General features: G+C 47.4%; 14 protein-coding genes. 10 read left to right on the top strand and 4 right to left on the bottom strand.

Annotated elements, in window-relative coordinates:
* The 4 genes from NSQ37_RS20370 to NSQ37_RS20355 all read left to right on the top strand — a co-directional run bounded on the left by NSQ37_RS20370 (position 1) and on the right by NSQ37_RS20355 (position 3236).
* Complete coding sequence (locus tag NSQ37_RS20370; RefSeq protein ID WP_007408056.1) at positions 1-129, top strand: hypothetical protein; 129 nt, start codon at positions 1-3, stop codon at positions 127-129.
* 137 nt (positions 130-266) lie between these two features.
* Positions 267-1034 carry an SDR family oxidoreductase gene (locus NSQ37_RS20365; RefSeq protein WP_012118176.1) on the top strand — a complete coding sequence of 256 codons (768 nt, stop codon included), beginning with the start codon at positions 267-269 and terminating at the stop codon, positions 1032-1034.
* Positions 1035-1094: 60 nt separating this feature from the next.
* Complete coding sequence (locus tag NSQ37_RS20360; protein ID WP_007613083.1) at positions 1095-1781, top strand: metal-dependent hydrolase; 687 nt, start codon at positions 1095-1097, stop codon at positions 1779-1781.
* Positions 1782-1919: 138 nt separating this feature from the next.
* On the top strand, positions 1920-3236 hold the full coding sequence (locus NSQ37_RS20355; RefSeq protein WP_012118175.1) for a CBS domain-containing protein: 1317 nt from the start codon (positions 1920-1922) through the stop codon (positions 3234-3236).
* A 28-nt stretch (positions 3237-3264) separates the two neighbouring features.
* Here NSQ37_RS20355 and NSQ37_RS20350 read toward each other — a convergent pair whose 3' ends face one another.
* The gene (locus NSQ37_RS20350; protein WP_012118174.1) at positions 3265-3567 is read right to left on the bottom strand and encodes a YtpI family protein; all 303 of its coding nucleotides are present in this window, start codon (positions 3565-3567) and stop codon (positions 3265-3267) included.
* A 116-nt stretch (positions 3568-3683) separates the two neighbouring features.
* On the opposite strand from NSQ37_RS20350, the gene NSQ37_RS20345 reads away from it, so the two are divergent.
* Positions 3684-4625: a DHH family phosphoesterase gene (locus NSQ37_RS20345; protein WP_003152435.1), complete on the top strand. Its 942-nt coding sequence runs from the start codon at positions 3684-3686 to the stop codon at positions 4623-4625.
* A gap of 17 nt (positions 4626-4642) precedes the next feature.
* Here NSQ37_RS20345 and NSQ37_RS20340 read toward each other — a convergent pair whose 3' ends face one another.
* The 3 genes from NSQ37_RS20340 to NSQ37_RS20330 form a co-directional block, all read right to left on the bottom strand.
* Complete coding sequence (locus NSQ37_RS20340) at positions 4643-4834, bottom strand: hypothetical protein (protein WP_007408061.1); 192 nt, start codon at positions 4832-4834, stop codon at positions 4643-4645.
* A 105-nt stretch (positions 4835-4939) separates the two neighbouring features.
* Complete coding sequence (gene ytrI / locus NSQ37_RS20335; RefSeq protein ID WP_007408062.1) at positions 4940-5443, bottom strand: sporulation membrane protein YtrI; 504 nt, start codon at positions 5441-5443, stop codon at positions 4940-4942.
* Positions 5440-5781, bottom strand: a complete 342-nt coding sequence (locus NSQ37_RS20330; protein WP_003152438.1) for a YtrH family sporulation protein — start codon at positions 5779-5781, stop codon at positions 5440-5442. Before NSQ37_RS20330 ends, ytrI begins: the two co-directional genes overlap by 4 nt.
* Positions 5782-5923: 142 nt before the next feature.
* On the opposite strand from NSQ37_RS20330, the gene dnaE reads away from it, so the two are divergent.
* The 5 genes from dnaE (at position 5924) to pfkA (ending at position 13948) form a co-directional block, all read left to right on the top strand.
* Complete coding sequence (gene dnaE / locus NSQ37_RS20325) at positions 5924-9262, top strand: DNA polymerase III subunit alpha (RefSeq protein WP_085342252.1); 3339 nt, start codon at positions 5924-5926, stop codon at positions 9260-9262.
* A gap of 139 nt (positions 9263-9401) precedes the next feature.
* Positions 9402-10634 carry an NAD(P)-dependent malic enzyme gene (locus tag NSQ37_RS20320; RefSeq protein WP_015240371.1) on the top strand — a complete coding sequence of 411 codons (1233 nt, stop codon included), beginning with the start codon at positions 9402-9404 and terminating at the stop codon, positions 10632-10634.
* Positions 10635-10962: 328 nt separating this feature from the next.
* Entirely contained in the window at positions 10963-11835 is an 873-nt protein-coding gene (gene accD / locus NSQ37_RS20315; protein ID WP_003152441.1) for an acetyl-CoA carboxylase, carboxyltransferase subunit beta, read from the top strand.
* Positions 11820-12797 (top strand): acetyl-CoA carboxylase carboxyl transferase subunit alpha, encoded by a 978-nt coding sequence (accA, locus tag NSQ37_RS20310; protein WP_025285100.1) that lies wholly within the window; start codon positions 11820-11822, stop codon positions 12795-12797. The genes accD and accA overlap by 16 nt, the downstream gene beginning before the upstream one ends.
* Before the next feature lie 191 nt (positions 12798-12988).
* Positions 12989-13948, top strand: coding sequence for a 6-phosphofructokinase (gene pfkA / locus NSQ37_RS20305; RefSeq protein WP_007408068.1), 960 nt, complete (start codon positions 12989-12991; stop codon positions 13946-13948).
* The last annotated feature ends 8 nt before the right edge of the window (positions 13949-13956 follow it).

Genomic DNA, 13956 nt, shown 5'->3' with positions numbered 1-13956 from the left:
ATGCGCAAAGAACAAGACCGTTACATCTATGATGAAAAAGAAAGTGAAGAAACGGCCAGGCTCATCTCAGAGGCATACGAAAGCGGTTATGTCGGCATGGAGGAAGCCTCTGCTCCTTCAGAAAATTAAGCTGTCTGTAAAGACGGCTTTTTTTTCGTGCGGACGAAGTGCAAAAAAGTGATATTGCCGTTTGTTTATAGTAAAGTAGAGGGAGAAACGTCTTGATTTTATTGAAGCGGCAACGTTGCCTGGGGAGGGTATTCAATGTGCGACATGCTCTAATCACTGCCGGTACAAAGGGATTGGGCCGAAAAGTGACTGAAATGCTTCTGGAAAAAGGCTTTTCTGTCACAGTGAATTACAGACAAGACGAAGAAGCGGTCGCCTGTCTGAAGGCGGATTATCCCGGGTGCCATGACAGATTGCAATTCGTTAAGGGCGATGTAACCCGGAAAGAAGATCTCATGCGGATCGCCGATGCAGCCCTTCAGCGGTTTGGAAGGATTGACATACTGATTAACAATGCCGGGCCGTACATATTTGAGCGCAAAAAGCTTGCCGATTACTCCGATGACGAATGGTATGACATGCTTGAAGGGAATTTAAGCGCCGTTTTCCATCTGTTTAAAGCGGTTATCCCGGTCATGAGACAGCAGCGGTTCGGCCGGATTATTACATACGGTTTTCAAGGAGCGGACCATGCCCCCGGCTGGCTTCACCGTTCCGCTTTCGGAGCGGCTAAAGTCGGGTTGGCTTCGTTAACGAAAACCATTGCGATTGAAGAAGCTGAATCAGGCATTACGGCCAATATGGTCTGCCCGGGTGATATTGTAGGAGATATGAAAGAAGCGTCTATAGAGGAAGCAAGACGGAAAATCGGCAAAGAAAAGACGCCGATCGGCAGGTCCGGAACCGGAGAGGACATTGCGAGAATCATCGCCTTTTTATGTGAAGATGATTCCGATCTTGTAACCGGAACGGTCATTGAAGCAACAGGCGGGCTGAATGTGATTAACAGGCATCAATCCCTGTAAGTTTTTTCGTTTGTCAAAAAGGGAACTTGATAAATATTAATTTTTTATGAGGTGAAAACGATGAAAGTGACTTATCACGGACATTCTGTCATTCAAGTGGAAACGAAAACCCATAACATTATTTTTGATCCGTTTCTGACCGGAAACAGTCTGACAAATTTGAAACCGGAAGAAGTGAAAGCGGATGTCATCCTGCTTACTCACGGACACAATGACCATGTCGGAGATACAGAGCAGATCGCTAAACAAAACGATGCGCTCGTTATTGCGCCGAATGAGCTGGCCGTTTATCTCGGCTTTAAAGGTTTAAAGGTCCACCCGATGCATATCGGAGGGGCGCGCCAATTTGATTTCGGTAAAGTGAAACTGACACAGGCATTCCACGGATCGGCGGTCACTGATGAAGAAAACAAAACCATTACGTACACGGGGATGCCGGCCGGGATTTTATTGACGATTGACGGCAAAACGATTTTCCACGCCGGGGACACGGCGCTGTTCTCTGATATGAAACTGATCGGGGAACTGAATCACATTGACCTGGCGTTTCTGCCGATCGGTGATAACTTCACCATGGGCCCTGAAGATGCGAAACTCGCGGCTGAATGGCTGAGAGCGAAACAGGTCGTTCCCGTTCATTACAATACATTTCCTGTCATTGAACAGGACCCTGACGCTTTCGCCGAAAGTCTGCCCGGAGGCGTCGGCAAAGTCATGGCGGCCGGCGAGACCATTGAGCTTGCCTGACATATGTGTCAAAGACCTTCTGAATCAAGCATTCAGAAGGTCTTTTTGTGATGCCGCCTTTTTTCGGGCGTCTCATTGCGAATGAATCCCCCGTACCCTTATAATAAAAGCAGAAGACTGTCCTTAGAGGTGAAACGCTTGGCAACAAAGCATGAACAAATCCTATCATACATAGATTCGCTTCCTGTCGGTGAAAAAATTTCGGTCAGAAGAATTGCGAAAGAAATGAAAGTCAGTGAAGGAACGGCTTACAGAGCCATTAAGGAAGCCGAGAACAAAGGATTCGTTTCCACTATTGAACGTGTGGGGACCATCCGGATTGAACAGAAGAAAAAAGAAAATATTGAAAAGCTGACATACGCCGAGGTCGTCAATGTGATAGACGGCCAGGTGCTCGGCGGAAAAGCCGGTCTGCATAAAACGTTGAATAAGTTTGTGATCGGCGCGATGGAGCTTGACGCGATGATGCGTTATACGGCGGCGGGGAACCTGTTAATCGTCGGGAACCGAATCAACGCCCACCGCCAGGCGCTTGAAGCGGGCGCGGCTGTTTTGGTAACGGGAGGGTTTAATACCGACGACAGCATTATCGAGCTGGCCGATATGCTTGAGCTTCCGATTCTCTCCACGAGTTACGATACCTTTACGGTAGCCGCGATGATCAACCGGGCGATCTATGATCAGCTCATAAAAAAAGAGATTGTGCTCGTGGAAGACATTTTGACGCCCGCAGATCGGACAGTGACGCTGTCCCCTAAGGATAAGCTGGAGAAATGGTACGAAAAAAACTATGAAACCGGACACGGCCGCTTCCCGGTTATCGATCAGCAGATGAAAATCCACGGAATCCTCACATCGAAAGATATCGCGGGGCATGACCGGTCAGTTCCGATTGAAAAAGTAATGACCAAAAACCCTGTCACGGTGATCGGGAAAACATCTGTCGCCTCAGCGGCTCAAATGATGGTTTGGGAAGGAATTGAAGTGCTTCCGGTGACAGACGGGCATCACAAATTGATCGGAATGATCAGCCGCCAGGATGTCTTAAAAGCGCTTCAAATGGTTCAAAAGCAGCCTCAGGTCGGGGAAAAGCTGGATGATATTGTTTCAAGGGGATTTAAAGAAGACGAAGATGACAAAACGCCGGCCGTTTATCAATATGAAGTCACGCCGCAAATGACCAATCAGCTCGGCACGATTTCTTACGGGGTGTTTACGACGATTTTAACCCAGGCCGCCAGCCGATTTTTACGCTCCCGCAAACGCGGCGAGCTGGTCATTGAAAGCATTACGATTTTCTTCCTGAAGCCCGTACAGATGGAGTCGGTCATTGAAGTGAAACCGCGCATTTTAGAGGCGGGCCGGAAATTCGGGAAAATGGAAGTGGAAGTGTCAAGCCAAAGCGGCATCGTTTCAAAAGCGATGCTCATGGTGCAGCTGATGGAGAGAAGTTAAGGGACGCACCCGGGTCCCTTGGCATTCATTATGCGTGGTCCCTCTCCGCTTCCTTTGCATGGATGGGCTCATAATGCTTATAGGCTCTATACCCGGCCCATGCGCTGCCTGCTCCGATTAAAATGAAGACGCCGCCGATGACCAGAGTCAGGACGGAGTGAAACAGAATCATTTGGTTTACTCCGTACAAAAACACCAGCGCGCCTAATGCCATACTTGATTTAGCCGAAAAACATTCTTTCTCCAGCGCCCGTTTCGTCTGGATTCCTTTTACTTTGTAATACACGTAAAAGCAGGCAGAAAGCCCGATGAGAAAAACAAAAACCAGCATAAATGAAATCCTCCATTATATGAGTTTGCAAAACCGTTTATACCGTTGCTGAAAGATTTTCCTTTTCCATGGATAAAGAGTATGATTAAATGAATAAAAACGAAAAGGAGAAAGCGATGAAATCCGAACTGATCAGAACCATATCATTATATGACACCATTATCTTACATAGACATGTGAGGCCTGACCCGGACGCCTACGGTTCACAGTGCGGCCTTACGGAAATCCTGCGGGAAACGTATCCCGAAAAAAATATTTTTGCCGTCGGACAGCCTGAGCCGTCCTTGTCTTTTTTATATTCCCTCGATGAGGTGGATGACGAAACCTATAAAGATGCTCTTGTCATCGTGTGCGACACCGCAAACCAAGGCAGGGTCGACGATCAGCGCTACCATTCCGGCGCAAAGCTCATGAAAATAGACCACCATCCAAATGAAGATCCGTATGGCGATCTGTTATGGGTCGATACGAATGCAAGCTCCGTAAGCGAAATGATCTATGAGCTGTACCTGGAAGGAAAACAGCACGGCTGGAAACTGAATACGAAAGCAGCTGAGCTGATCTACGCGGGTATCGTCGGTGATACGGGGCGCTTCTTATTCCCGAACACCACAAAAAAGACATTAAAATACGCGGGAGAGCTCATTGAGTTCCCATTTTCATCGTCAGAGCTGTTCAATCAATTGTATGAAACAAAATTAAATGTGGTGAAGCTTAACGGCTTTATTTATCAAAATGTGTCACTGTCTGAAAACGGCGTCGCTTCCGTGTTCATTAAAAAAGACATTTTGGAGACATATGGAACCACCGCTTCTGAAGCGTCGCAGCTTGTCGGAACACTCGGAAATATTTCGGGTATCCGCGCTTGGGTGTTTTTCGTAGAAGAAGACGATCAAATCAGAGTCCGGTTCCGTTCAAAAGGTCCGGTCATCAACGGAATTGCCCGGAAATACAATGGCGGCGGACATCCGCTTGCGGCCGGCGCATCCATCTTCAGCTGGGATGAAACCGATCAGATTCTTGCTGATCTGGAAGAGGTATGTAACGAACACAAGTAGAGGGGAGACCCTCTTTCTTAGTGTTCATCTGTCACGGGGATGAACCAGCAGCCGAAATCAGTCAGGTCTTCGTAGACGCGGAGATTACAGATTTGGAGTTCTTTTTTTATGAGGGAAGCGAGTGTGTCTGTTTCTGCATATGCGGAATAGCCTTGTCTGATTCGGGCTGCATGATCTTTTGCCAAGCGTCGTTCACTAAAAACCTCCATTTTCCCTTCCTCCCTTCAGAATCATTGAAAATGTCTCATCTACAGTTTATAAAAAAGCGGAGAAAAAAGCGACAGATCTATGGAAAATTTTTAAAAATGACATAATTACGTCGCAAAAGAAATATGAATTTCGACAGACAATCTCGTATAAATCGTCAGTTCCTTTACTTCAGCTTTAAATTCCTTCTCATTTATGGTGTATATTTTGTTTTCGATCGTCCGTTTTAAAAGCTCCTTTGTTTTATACACGCTTTCAATATCTTTTGTGATGACTTCAGAAATATTATCTTTCACTTGTTCCTCAAATTTCATCTTGTCAGGCTGGGCGATTCTGTATTTTTCCCCATTGATCAGCTTCACATCAACACTTTGGATGAGAAGTCTTTGCTTATTATCCTCATTTAATTTATGAAGATCCTTCTGATAGATGGAGATTTGGTTTTTTAAATCCCGCGCGTGCTCACGCTGCTTTTCAATTAACGTCACCTGTTCTTCCTGAAACGTTCCGTATGTAAACAGAAAGAACAGCCAGCTGACGATGGCTCCGCACATCATTCCCGCGAAAAAACGCTGCCATCCCGGTTTTTTATAATACTCGGGAATTCTCATGATGACATATTCTCCTGGGTCAGCCATGAAATAATCAGCCAGCCGGTCTGCGCGCCGCCCATTGCTGAAATAATTAAAAGAAGCTGTTTGAAAATGTCGCGCGTGTTGCCTTCAAACAGCCCCCGCTCGAAACTGTATACCGCGTCAAATGTTCCCCCGATCGCCGCGACAAGCGCCCAGATCTTCAGCCTGTTCGCCAATTTTGTGATCGCCGTCAGCGGAGGCTCGCCTGATAAATAAGCTCCGAGGCCGCCGATCAGCGCGCCGCCGAGCAACACACCGAGGGCGATAAAATAACTGCTGATGAAATTCGCCATAAATCCGGCTTCCTGATCCATATATACACCACCTCACTTTTCTATCATATTGAGCGAAACGGACAAGTATGATGATGAGTCAAAAAAGAACATTTGTTTCTTAAGAAAACCCGTCTTATAATGTAGAAAGGCAAAATGAACGTATGGGAAAGGAGTGGCGGCATTGTCTTTTGTTCACCTGCAAGTACATAGCGGCTACAGTCTGTTAAACAGCGCCGCTTCTGTAAAAGAGCTTGTTACACAAGCGAAGGAACTCGGATATTCATCATTGGCGCTGACGGACGAAAATGTGATGTACGGCGCCATTGAGTTTTATAAAGCATGCAAATCAAACGGAATTAAGCCGATTATCGGTCTGACGGCTTCTATATACACGGACGATACGGAGCTTGAAGCACATCCGCTCATTCTTTTAGCAGAGACAAACACCGGATATCAGAACCTGGTGAAAATCTCAAGTGCGCTGCAATCCATGGCAAAGGGCGGCATGAAGCGAAAATGGATGAAGAGCTATCATGAGGGGCTGATCGCCATTACGCCCGGTGAAAACGGCTACATTGAAAGCCTGCTTCAAGCCGGGAAGTTTGAAGAAGCGGTCCGGGCTGCCGAAGGATTCCGGGAGCTGTTCGGAGACGGCCGTTTTTATTTAGGGTACCAGCCTTTTAAAGGACATGAGACGTTATCAGAAGAGATTCTCCGCCTGTCAGCCGAGACGGAAATCGCTGTCTGCGCTGCGGGAGATGTCCGTTATATCAAGAAAGAAGATCAAGATGCGTACCGCTGTCTGTGCGCTATTAAAGCCGGAGAGAAGTGGGAGGATCAGAGCGGGAATCTGCCGGACTTATACTTGAGGGCGCCTGAAGAAATGGCAGAGCTTTACACGCGGCATCCGGAAGCGATTGAAGCAGCCGCGCGTATCGCCCGGCAATGCCGGGTCGATGTCAGCCTCGGACAGACACAGCTTCCGTCTTTTCCGGCGCCGGACGGCAAATCAGCCGATGACTATTTGGCGGAGATCTGTCATGAGGGGCTGCGCCTCCGTTTCGGCACTCCTGATGAGCGCGCTGTCCGCCGGCTTGAATATGAGCTGGACGTCATCAGGCGCATGAAATTCAGTGATTATTTTCTCATCGTATGGGACTTTATGAAGTACGCGCATGAAAAGGGCATTGTGACAGGTCCGGGAAGAGGGTCCGCGGCAGGCTCGCTTGTCGCTTACTCCCTTTTCATTACCGACGTGGATCCGCTTAAACATTCTCTGCTGTTTGAGAGATTTCTTAATCCCGAGCGGATCAGCATGCCGGATATTGATATCGATTTCCCTGACACGAGAAGGGATGAGGTCATTCAGTATGTGCAAAATAAGTACGGGGCCATGCACGTCGCCCAGATTATCACCTTTGGGACATTGGCCGCAAAGGCGGCGTTAAGGGATACCGGGAGAGTGTTCGGAATCAGCCCGAAAGAAGCCGACCAGCTTGCCCGCCTGATTCCGTCAAAACCGGGAATGACGCTTGAGGAAGCGAGGCGGCAGTCCGCTCAGCTGAACAGGCGGCTGTCCGAATCCGCCGTTCTTCATAAAGTGTTTCAGATCGCAAGGAAAATTGAAGGTCTTCCGCGGCACACGTCAACACACGCGGCGGGGGTCGTTCTCAGTAAAGAGCCGCTTTCTGAAGTTGTCCCTCTTCAAGAAGGGCATGACGGCGTGTATTTAACGCAGTATGCGATGGATCACTTGGAAGATCTCGGTCTTTTAAAAATGGACTTTTTAGGTTTGCGCAACCTGACGCTTATTGAATCCATTAAAACGATGATTGAAAAAGAGACGAATACGAAAATTGATTTTTCCGAGATTTCTTATCAGGATGAAAAAACGTTCTCACTATTGTCAAACGGTGATACGACGGGTATTTTCCAGCTGGAATCATCAGGAATGAGAAACGTGCTGAAACGCCTGAAGCCGTCAAGACTGGAAGACATTGTCGCGGTTAACGCGCTTTACAGGCCGGGACCGATGGAAAATATTCCGTTATTTATCGACCGGAAGCACGGGCGGGCGCGTGTGGAAGTGCCGCACGAGGACGTACGAAATATTCTCAGTGACACTTACGGCGTCATCGTCTATCAAGAGCAGATAATGATGATCGCCTCGCGCATGGCAGGGTTTTCATTAGGTGAAGCGGATCTGCTCAGACGGGCTGTCAGCAAAAAGCAAAAGGACATTCTGGACAGAGAGCGAAGCCATTTTGTTGAAGGGTGCTTAAAAAAGGAGTATTCTGTAGTCACTGCAAACGAGGTCTACGATCTGATTGTAAAATTCGCTAACTACGGATTCAACAGAAGCCATGCTGTCGCATACAGCATGATCGGCTATCAGCTCGCCTATTTAAAAGCGCATTATCCGTTATATTTTATGTGCGGGCTGTTGACGAGCGTCATCGGCAATGAGGACAAAATATCGCAATATCTGCATGAAGCGAAGGGGAGCGGGATTCAAGTCCTTCCGCCGTCAATAAACAAAAGCGGTTTTCCGTTTGCGCCGGAAAACGGAGCCGTCAGATACAGTTTGCGGGCCGTTAAAAACGTAGGCGTCTCGGCAGTGAAAGATATTTATAAAGCAAGAACACATAAACCGTTCGAGGATCTTTTCGATTTCTGCTTTCGCGTACCCGCAAAAAGCGTGAATCGGAAAACCATCGAAGCCCTTATATTTTCTGGCGCCATGGACGAATTCAATCAAAATCGCGCCGCCTTGCTGGCCTCCGTTGATGTGGCTTTAGAGCACGCTGAACTTTTTCGTGCAGACGATGACCAAATGGGATTGTTTTTGGAAGAATCGTTCTCCATTAAGCCAAAATATGTAGAGGCTGAGGAATTTCCGCTCGTGGACAAGCTTCGGTTCGAAAAAGAAGCTCTCGGTGTTTATTTCTCAAGCCATCCTTTGTCCGCTTTCAGGGATCTCCTGAAAAAACGGGGGGCGCAAGCGATCACAGCAGCGCGGCAGATGCCGAAGGGGCAGCTGTCAATCGGCGCTTTGCTCGCGGGCATCAAAACGATTCGGACAAAGACAGGTCAGCATATGGCGTTTCTCACATTAAGCGATGAAACGGGAGAAATGGAAGCCGTCGTGTTTCCTGACCAATATAGAAGGCTGTCTCCGCTGTTAAAAGAAGGCGCGCTTTTATTCGCCGCCGGAAAAATGGAAGAGCGTCAGGAGAAGACACAATTCATCATGTCATCTTGCTCTCTTCTTGAGCAGACGGAGGCAGACAGAGCGCCGTCTGTTTACATCAAAATCGAAGGCAGCCGGCACAATCAGGAGTTTTTGGAAAAGATGAAGCGTATTTTACTGGAGCATAAAGGGGAAACCGGCGTTTATCTTTATTATGAAAAAGACAAGCAGACGATCAGGCTGCCGGATACTTTTCATATTCAGGCGGACCATCAGGCGTTATACCGTTTAAAAGAGCTGCTGGGCCGCGAAAACGTCGTGTTAAAATAGTGGTAACAATAATCGTTTTGTTATACAATTGAAACAATTGTGCTATCTTATTTAAAGATTCTGAAATTTTTCACCTCCAGCGATTGTACCAGTCTATGCGGCAGAATATGTAACAAAGTACTTAAAAGGAGTGTTTAGAATGTCATTAAGAGAAGAAGCGTTACATTTACACAAAGTAAATCAAGGAAAGCTGGAATCAAAAGCAAAGGTAGAAGTCAGAAATGCAGATGACTTAAGCCTTGCCTACTCTCCCGGAGTAGCTGAGCCTTGTAAAGAGATTTATGACGATAAAAACAAAGTATATGATTATACAATGAAGGGGAACATGGTAGCAGTCGTAACAGACGGATCAGCCGTTCTCGGACTCGGTAATATCGGGCCTGAAGCTTCACTTCCGGTCATGGAAGGGAAAGCGGTGCTGTTCAAAAGTTTCGCGGGCGTGGATGCATTCCCGATCGCGCTTGACACAAACGATGTGGACAAAATCATTGACACTGTAAAGCTGCTTGCACCGACATTCGGCGGTGTCAACCTTGAAGATATTGCGGCGCCGAACTGCTTCATTATCGAAGAGCGCCTGAAAAAAGAAACAAACATTCCGGTTTTCCACGATGATCAGCACGGCACTGCCATCGTAACCGTTGCCGGACTTGTAAACGCGCTGAAATTATCAGGTAAATCCATGTCATCCATTAAAGTTGTGGCAAACGGAGCGGGAGCGGCAGGCATCGCGATCATCAAGCTTCTTTACCATTTCGGCGTACGCAACATCGTAATGTGCGACTCTAAAGGGGCGATTTACGAAGGGCGTCCGGCCGGCATGAACGCAGTGAAAAACGAAGTGGCGAAGTTTACAAACCAAGACCGCAACGACGGTTCGCTTCAGGATGTCATTAAAGATGCAGACGTCTTTATCGGCGTATCAGTCGAAGGCGCGCTGACGAAAGAAATGGTGGAGAGCATGGCGAAAGATCCGATTATCTTCGCAATGGCCAACCCGAATCCGGAAATCATGCCTGAAGACGCGCGCGCAGCCGGCGCAAGCGTAATCGGAACAGGCCGTTCTGATTTCCCGAACCAGGTCAACAACGTCCTGGCATTCCCTGGAATTTTCCGCGGAGCGCTTGACGTTCGCGCGACTCACATCAACGAAGAAATGAAAATTGCTGCGGTTGAAGCGATTGCTTCCCTTGTTACAGAGGAAGAATTAAGCGCTGATTATGTCATCCCGGCTCCATTTGACAAACGTGTGGCTCCTGCCGTTGCGAAAGCTGTTGCGAAAGCAGCGATGGAAACGGGCGTCGCCAGAATTACGGTCGATCCTGAGGAAGTGGCTGAAAAAACAAGACAGCTCACGGTCATCGGCGAATAATAACACAAAAATGAAATGGCAGCGCGTTGGAAAAAAACAACGCGCTGCTGTTCAATATACGGACTGCTGGCATTTTTTTAAGGGCAGGTCTTAAAAAAATTTCAGCAGAATCCTTATTTCTTTTGAAAACGCTGACAGATAAGGCTGAACAACGCTTTTTACGGTATGAAATCCGTCCGTTTCCGTCTGTTTTGAAGCAAAAAATGTCGAATGGAGGATGACACCGTTTGACAAAAAAAGTACAATAGTTTCGGTAAAGTTATTATTAAGTCTATCTAATCGGAAGACATGCAGTGAAGAGAACCCTTCACAAAAGGGAGGTAATCATTTGTTAAAGGATATATTCACAAAAAAGAAAAAATATGCTTCCGTGCCGTCTGAGCAGGCAAAACATGATGTTCCGGAAGGCATTATGACAAAGTGCCCCAAATGTAAAAAAATCATGCTCACAAAAGAGTTAGATAAAAACCTGCGCGTCTGCATGAACTGCGGGCACCATTTCCCGATGAATGCAAAGCAGCGCATTGAAAGCCTCCTGGATGAAGATTCATTCGAAGAATTCAACCAGGGAATGATATCTGAAAACCCGCTCGGTTTCCCGGAATACTTAGAAAAAATCGAAAAAGACCGTGAGAAAACATCGCTGAATGAAGCGGTGGTTACCGGAAAAGGAACCATCAGCGGATTCCCGGCCGTGATCGCGATCATGGATTCAACATTCCGAATGGGCAGCATGGGTTCGGTTGTCGGCGAAAAAATCACGCTTGCAATTGAAAAGGCAAAAGAGGAAAAAGTCCCGTTTATCATCTTTACCGCTTCCGGCGGCGCACGTATGCAGGAGGGGGTCTTAAGTCTTATGCAAATGGCAAAGACAAGCTCTGCATTAAAACTGTTCAGTGAGGAGCAGGGACTGATTATTTCTGTCATGACCCACCCGACGACAGGCGGCGTATCGGCCAGTTTCGCGTCTCTCGGTGATTATAATTTCGCTGAACCGGGCGCCTTGATCGGATTTGCCGGAAGACGTATTATTGAACAGACGATCGGGGAAAAACTGCCGGAAGATTTCCAGACGGCGGAATTTTTATTAAAGCACGGCCAGCTTGATGCGGTGATTCACCGAAACGACATGAAAGACAAACTCGCATTTCTGCTGGACATGCACCAAACAGGAGGTGAGCATGAGTGGCTGCAAGATTAGAATTTGAAAAACCAGTGATTGAACTGCAGACGAAAATCGCCGAACTGAAAAAATTCACCCAAGATTCGGAGATGGATTTAAGCGCTGAAATCGCAAGGCTTGAAGACCGGCTCAGCAAGCTTCAGGATGAGATTTATAAAAACCTGAAGCCGTGGGACAGAGTGCAGATCGCACGCCTTCCCGACCGGCCGACGACGCTTGATTACATTCAATACCTGTTTACCGACTTTTTTGAGTGCCACGGAGACAGAACATACGGAGATGATGCGGCGATTGTCGGCGGAGTCGCCAAATATCACGGCATGCCGGTCACCGTCATCGGACATCAGCGCGGAAAAGACACGAAAGAAAACCTTGTCCGCAATTTCGGGATGCCTCACCCTGAGGGCTACCGCAAAGCGCTTCGTCTCATGAAGCAGGCCGATAAGTTCAACCGCCCGATTATCTGCTTCATCGACACGAAGGGAGCGTACCCGGGTAAAGCGGCGGAGGAACGGGGACAAAGTGAAGCCATCGCCAAGAACCTGTTCGAGATGGCCGGCCTGACAGTGCCTGTCGTTTGTATCGTCATCGGGGAAGGCGGCAGCGGAGGCGCGCTTGCATTAGGTGTGGGCAACCGCATGCTGATGCTTGAGAACTCGACGTATTCCGTTATTTCTCCTGAAGGAGCCGCGTCCATTTTGTGGAAGGACTCCAGCCTTGCGAAAAAAGCGGCCGAATCCATGAAGATTACTGCGCCCGATTTATTAGAATTAGGAATTATTGACGATATGATTAAAGAAGTGAAGGGCGGAGCTCACCACGATATCAAGCAGCAGGCGGGCTACATTGACGGTATACTTAAAGAAACGTTAAAATCTCTTCTTCAATTGAACGCCGAAGAATTGATCTCACAGCGCTATGAAAAATATAAAGCAATTGGGAAAGTTTCGGTTGAGGATCAATATATCGGGGTAAACTGAATAGACGTGAAGCCTATGGCTCACGTTTATTTTTTGTGATTTTTGTGATATTCCTTAAATTTTATTTAAAAACAATTTATTTAATTGTATAATAGGTAAGGTTTCATGGGAGCTCAGGCGTCCCTTTTCATTGTTTTAGGGCAATGATCATGATATGTTTAACATATATATGTTGCTGAGGTGAATAGGAAATGAAGCGTATAGGAGTTTTAACGAGCGGCGGGGATTCCCCGGGTATGAACGCTGCGGTGCGCGCGGTTGTGCGGAAAGCTATCTACCACGACGTCGAAGTGTACGGAATTTATAACGGTTATTCAGGATTAATCAGCGGAAAAATAGAGAAACTGGAGCTTGGTTCGGTCGGTGACATCATCCACCGCGGCGGAACAAAGCTGTATACGGCCAGATGTCCTGAATTCAAAACAGTTGAAGGCCGTGAAAAAGGAATCGAAAATTTAAAGAAACTCGGCATTGAAGGTCTTGTCGTCATCGGCGGAGACGGTTCATACATGGGTGCGAAAAAATTAACGGAACACGGGTTTCCGTGTGTAGGTGTACCGGGTACGATAGATAATGACATCCCGGGAACTGATTTTACGATCGGATTTGATACGGCGTTAAACACCGTAATTGATGCGATTGATAAAATCCGTGACACCGCTACGTCTCATGAGCGTACATACGTTATTGAAGTGATGGGGCGCCATGCGGGCGACATTGCTTTATGGGCAGGTCTTGCAGGCGGAGCGGAATCAATTTTAATTCCTGAAGCGGACTACGATATGCAGGAAATTATCGGCCGTTTGAAGAGAGGGCACGACCGCGGCAAAAAACACAGTATCATCATCGTTGCAGAAGGGGTAGGCAGCGGGGTTGAATTCGGAAAACGCATCGAAGAAGAAACGAACCTTGAAACACGGGTATCCGTTTTAGGGCACATCCAGCGCGGCGGATCTCCAAGCGCTTCTGACCGGGTTCTTGCAAGCCGCCTCGGCGCTTACGCGGTTGAGCTTCTGCTTAAAGGAAAAGGCGGACGCTGCGTAGGTATACAAAACAACAAGCTTGTAGACCATGATATTATAGAAATTTTAGAATCAAAACATACTGTTGAACCAAACATGTATCAGCTTTCAAAAGAACTGTCTATTTAAGGCGGAAG

Origin of the sequence: Bacillus sp. FSL P4-0334 (assembly GCF_038004825.1) — a bacterium.
Classification (GTDB): Bacteria; Bacillota; Bacilli; order Bacillales; family Bacillaceae; genus Bacillus; species Bacillus velezensis.
Note: the sequence above shows the minus strand (reverse complement) of the source record. Positions and strands in the feature narration are given on the sequence as shown.

Bases quoted from the DNA above. Each gene is read 5' to 3' on its own strand.
- NSQ37_RS20370 (WP_007408056.1), top strand. From the start codon at position 1: ATGCGCAAAGAACAAGACCGTTACATCTATGATGAAAAAGAAAGTGAA.
- NSQ37_RS20360 (WP_007613083.1), top strand. From the start codon at position 1,095: ATGAAAGTGACTTATCACGGACATTCTGTCATTCAAGTGGAAACGAAA.
- NSQ37_RS20350 (WP_012118174.1), bottom strand. From the start codon at position 3,567: ATGCTGGTTTTTGTTTTTCTCATCGGGCTTTCTGCCTGCTTTTACGTG.
- NSQ37_RS20345 (WP_003152435.1), top strand. From the start codon at position 3,684: ATGAAATCCGAACTGATCAGAACCATATCATTATATGACACCATTATC.
- NSQ37_RS20340 (WP_007408061.1), bottom strand. From the start codon at position 4,834: ATGGAGGTTTTTAGTGAACGACGCTTGGCAAAAGATCATGCAGCCCGA.
- ytrI (WP_007408062.1), bottom strand. From the start codon at position 5,443: ATGAGAATTCCCGAGTATTATAAAAAACCGGGATGGCAGCGTTTTTTC.
- NSQ37_RS20330 (WP_003152438.1), bottom strand. From the start codon at position 5,781: ATGGATCAGGAAGCCGGATTTATGGCGAATTTCATCAGCAGTTATTTT.
- NSQ37_RS20320 (WP_015240371.1), top strand. From the start codon at position 9,402: ATGTCATTAAGAGAAGAAGCGTTACATTTACACAAAGTAAATCAAGGA.
- pfkA (WP_007408068.1), top strand. From the start codon at position 12,989: ATGAAGCGTATAGGAGTTTTAACGAGCGGCGGGGATTCCCCGGGTATG.